General features: G+C 45.4%; 7 protein-coding genes and 1 tRNA gene. All 8 read right to left on the bottom strand.

Annotation, left to right across the window (positions count from 1 at the left end; translation table 11 throughout):
• Window positions 1-85: 85 nt before the first annotated feature.
• A complete protein-coding gene (locus J7J01_08220; GenBank protein ID MCD6210852.1) occupies window positions 86-574 on the bottom strand; it encodes an adenosine-specific kinase in 489 nt (162 codons plus the stop codon).
• Window positions 575-592: 18 nt separating this feature from the next.
• Window positions 593-835 (bottom strand): 4Fe-4S binding protein, encoded by a 243-nt coding sequence (locus J7J01_08225; protein MCD6210853.1) that lies wholly within the window; start codon window positions 833-835, stop codon window positions 593-595.
• A gap of 137 nt (window positions 836-972) precedes the next feature.
• Window positions 973-1,056, bottom strand: a tRNA-Leu gene (locus J7J01_08230).
• Between the two features lie 11 nt (window positions 1,057-1,067).
• Window positions 1,068-1,475: a tetratricopeptide repeat protein gene (locus J7J01_08235; protein MCD6210854.1), complete on the bottom strand. Its 408-nt coding sequence runs from the start codon at window positions 1,473-1,475 to the stop codon at window positions 1,068-1,070.
• A gap of 111 nt (window positions 1,476-1,586) precedes the next feature.
• A complete protein-coding gene (locus J7J01_08240; GenBank protein ID MCD6210855.1) occupies window positions 1,587-1,961 on the bottom strand; it encodes a cobaltochelatase subunit CobN in 375 nt (124 codons plus the stop codon).
• Window positions 1,895-2,104, bottom strand: a complete 210-nt coding sequence (locus J7J01_08245; GenBank protein ID MCD6210856.1) for a cobaltochelatase subunit CobN — start codon at window positions 2,102-2,104, stop codon at window positions 1,895-1,897. The genes J7J01_08240 and J7J01_08245 overlap by 67 nt, the downstream gene beginning before the upstream one ends.
• Window positions 2,101-2,556 carry a response regulator gene (locus tag J7J01_08250; GenBank protein ID MCD6210857.1) on the bottom strand — a complete coding sequence of 152 codons (456 nt, stop codon included), beginning with the start codon at window positions 2,554-2,556 and terminating at the stop codon, window positions 2,101-2,103. The genes J7J01_08245 and J7J01_08250 overlap by 4 nt, the downstream gene beginning before the upstream one ends.
• Window positions 2,557-2,678: 122 nt before the next feature.
• Window positions 2,679-3,914: a tripartite tricarboxylate transporter permease gene (locus J7J01_08255; protein ID MCD6210858.1), complete on the bottom strand. Its 1,236-nt coding sequence runs from the start codon at window positions 3,912-3,914 to the stop codon at window positions 2,679-2,681.
• Window positions 3,915-4,277: the final 363 nt, after the last annotated feature.

Consider the following 4,277-nt stretch of genomic DNA (forward strand, 5'->3'; position numbering starts at 1 on the left):
AGACGAGCCAATGGATGCACACGCACTGGTACGAACTGCAGCACGAATATGGTGAGTTGAGTTACATCTTTACATCTTCACATCTTCATTCGACCGAATAGCCAAGCTCAATACAGAGTTTTCTCCGCTCCTCCTTCTCCGCTTCACTCTCTATCCTGTTCACAGCAGTGCCATCAACCACTCCCAGCACTGCACGACCCAATTCAGTCTCGGCTACTATTACCTCCATAGGGTTCGCCGAAGCGACATAGATATTCGCAACTGCTGGATGTGACTTTAAAACGTTCAGCACATTTATAGGATATGCGTTATCGAGCATGATAAAAAATGTGTGAGAAGCCCCAATATGGAGGCAATTCTCACCTGCCAACTCCTTTAGTCGCTCGTCATTACCTGTAACGCGTGTCAATCTCGGCGCCGCTTCATTCATCGCTACTGCACATTTTATCCCCGGTGCTGCGGTCAGAAGCGCTTTGAAGATGTCATCGCAAGCGAAGATGGTGAAGTTCCCCTGCCCGATGATCACCTGCTTCTCTTCCGGATTCCTCACCTCTACACGTTCTATCTTTACCACTTTGCTCCTTTATCTCGCTTACTCCGCTTCCACCATGCTTATCGCTCCCTGCTCGCAGACATCCACGCATACCTCACAATCAGTACATTCCTCTGCGTTTATCACTGCATGCTGCTCACGCCCGTTCGGAGCACTACTCGGATCCGATTCCTCCACCAAACTTATCGCCTCTACCGGGCACTCCTCCACACACATGCTCGTTCCTTTTTCTTTCCTTCCCTTACAGCCATCACACTTATCCAAATCTACTACTGCTGGCATTTCTCATATCACGCTCCTTAATCTCCTTTCTATCCTCATTCTATATATAAGTTGCTATTTTCGGCTCCGGTTTAATAAGACAATATTAAAATCGGAGAATACGTATTGTTACTTATTATACCAATCGTAAGAATCCATGCGGGGGGCGTGATTTGAACACGCGCACTCCTACGAGACAGGGTCCTAAGCCCTGCGCCTTTTCCTTACTCAGCAACCCCCGCTATTGCTATTACTATTCCAGTTCGTCACTCATCGTCACCCAGAAGTGGTACTCCGAAAGCTCAATCGTCTCCGCTTTCTCCCTGTTCTTCTTCGCTTTATCCTCTTCACCCAATAGCTCGTATACCTGCGCTAAATTGCGATATGTTCTGGCGCCGAAATCAATGAGGTACCTGCTGAGGTTCAAAGCCTCCTCAAATTGCTCTATCGCTTTGTCATATTCCCCAAGCTCTGCGTATGCTATACCACAACCATTGTACGCCTTTGCTATGTGCGTGAGCCCCTGCTCATTCTTTATTATCTTCTCGAATATCGCCACTGCCTGTCTGTATTTCTTCATACCCAGATATTCATTGCCTACATCGATCATCAACTCAGGGTCTCCGAGAGGCGCCTCTTCACTCTCACCCTCGGACTCCATGCTTATTATAGGTTATTATCGGCTTAAATAATTTTCTCTCCCCTCTTACCATGTGCAGGTGCTATCACATCTATCACACCACCCTGGAAGTCGCTTTTTACGTTTCCCACCTTATCCTCCATCCAGCCTTCCATATCCAAGTATACTTCCCTCAATTTCGCTAACACCGTTCATTGCTTTCCCGGGCAGAGGTATCCCCATGCGGTGCATGCCTTTTCCCTTACAGTGGGAGAATAGCTTTGCGAACCATTGCTCATACTCATCCTTAGTGATCAGTACAAGTGCACCACCTTTACTCACAATCTCATCCACCGTCGTCCATCGGAACTCAGAAATTGAGTTTCTTGACATAATATCATCTATAAGCGCTTTACCATCTGCGGGTGCACTCACCGGGTACCCCACATCACGCATCCGCTTCAGAATTCGTGCGACACTCTCCAGGGCATCAAAGTTTGTTCCATCGTGGCTTCTACAGATGCACACGGATTATTATAGAGAATAAAGGCTACCCTTCGTTCATTTATCGGCTTCTCTCTGAGTTCTATCCAGCTCTTCACCCTGTTTGCTACCTGTCTTACATGCTCTTTGAGCGTCTTATGCCGCTCTATACTACCATCACGCCTCAAACTCCAACATCCGGGTGCTGGTTACAGATAAGCCAATAAGCACCCACCTCCTGTACCAGGCCTGAGAAATCACGGAAATTCGTGGGTTTATGGAGATAACTGTTCACATAATTGCTATATGCCTGTACCTCATCTTCTTCATTCATAGAATTCGTAAGTATCACCACCGGTATGTGACGTAGCTCTTCTGATTTCTTTATCTCTTGCAACACTTCCTGACCATCTCGCTTGGGCAGCCGGAGATCAAGGATAATCAGGTCAGGACGTGGGCTCTTATCCATATCTGTATATGCACCCCGGTGAAATAAGTAATCAAGGGCTTCTTCGCCATCTGTCACCCAATAAATCCTTTTCGGCACCTCGACATCTTCGAGCGCACGCGTTATGAGCACTGCATGACCTTCATCATCTTCAACAAGCAGGATTATTATGGGTTTACTTTCTTCCTTCACTTTTTATAACCCCTATGAAAAGAAAGACGTGTAATGTTTTATATTTTTCTATATTTTTATTTTTTAACATCTTCTAAAAATTTCTTTAATATATATCTGCCGCTCATCAACTAATTCATCAACTAATGAAACAATACTATTATTATCGGTAACAGCAGAACACCCATGCAATTGCTCCTCTTTACACCGGTGTAGATGGGAATGAGCCCGATGGTTGTAGCGACGAAGAGCACCAGTAAGCCCAACCAGCCGGTGATGACGAATACGAGCAGAGTGAGAGAGATAATGATGCCGAATAGCATCTTCCTGTATGGTATCCTGCAGAAGAATAGCGAGACCTGCTTGCCCATATATCGCGTGATGAAGAATGAGAACGCAGATGCAGTTAGCACCGCGATCAGCAGTTGAAAGAGTGCTGGATGTGGAGCGATGCCTTCCCATGGTTGAACCTCCATAATACGATTTATCGCAATCATCGTGCCACTTCTTGCGCGCAGTGTGAGAAACAACGTGGCTGTACAGAATATCACATTTGCTGTGTTTACACCGCTTAGTGTGAGAATTACCTGTTCGGGTTCTCTGTTTCTTCTGGCGAGCATTGCCATCACGGTTGCATGTGCAGATGTGATTCCGGGTAGAATACTGACCATACTACCAAAGACAGCACCTGATACTATTGACTTCAATATTCCCATACCCCTTATCTCTGGCTCCTTTATCTCCTGCGGTGGTATCTCAGGCGTATAAAAGAGTGAGTAAAGAATAGTTGAGAGCCCGAATAAACCTGTGAATGCCGGGAAGTACATCGGAACCGGCAGGTTCTGCAATACAATACCAAAAATACCCGCAATTATGAATACCATTGTGGAGAGCATGATAGCGAGATGCGGTTCCATACGCTCACTGGAGCTCTCAGTGAGAATGAGAATAGCGGAAATCCCGATGAGCAAATAAAGTAGATGGCTCTGAAGTATCGCGAATAGCCGTGAAGAAACAATAAAATAGAAAGGGATGAGACACAGTAGCGAGAAAATAACGGCACCGAAACTGCCTATCGCAGAAAGAACCGTTGCTTCATAAACTCTGCCCTCCAGTAATAACCGATGTGCAGGCAGTAAACTCAATGCAGTGTCGGCTTCGGGCGCACCAATGAAGGCTGCGGGTATAAAACTCAAGAATGTATGTGTCACCGCCATAGCGAGTATTGCCGATGCAACGATGATGGAGAAAGCATAAGCATCGAAAGAATGTAGTTCTCGCATCAGCACTGGTGAAATAGAAACGAGGATAACAGCTACATTGTTGGGGTGAAAGCCGGGTATGAGCCCGGTTAGTGTACCCAGGAACACCCCGAGCATCAAAGCTGCAAAAAAGACCGCTAAGGAAGCGTAGGTCCACATCCAGCCAATTTACATTACAACCAAAATAACGTTTTAAAGATATATCTACCTATTACATATTAAACTCGTTACGAAAAAAAGAAAGACGTTTATGGATGTGTAATATTAGAAATAGCCGGCGGAAAATCCGTTTTTGTTGTTTTAGCATAAAACAAAGGAGCACAGCCGTTAATAAGACCAGTAGTACTGCAACGATTAGATTTAATTGTAGAGCCGGGTTCAAGAAAAGTTATACCTAATCCTAATCCAAGATCTCCAGAAACTCCTATGATTATTCATAGCAACATTGCATAACATCGGACATACGATTACGCTACGGTG

Source organism: Methanophagales archaeon, assembly GCA_021159465.1.
In the GTDB taxonomy this organism is placed as follows: Archaea; Halobacteriota; Syntropharchaeia; order Alkanophagales; family Methanospirareceae; genus G60ANME1.

Excerpts from the sequence above, each read along its gene's own strand:
- J7J01_08235 (MCD6210854.1), bottom strand. The coding sequence starts at position 1,475 with ATGGAGTCCGAGGGTGAGAGTGAAGAGGCGCCTCTCGGAGACCCTGAG.
- J7J01_08255 (MCD6210858.1), bottom strand. The coding sequence starts at position 3,914 with ATGCTCGGGGTGTTCCTGGGTACACTAACCGGGCTCATACCCGGCTTT.
- J7J01_08225 (MCD6210853.1), bottom strand. The coding sequence starts at position 835 with ATGCCAGCAGTAGTAGATTTGGATAAGTGTGATGGCTGTAAGGGAAGG.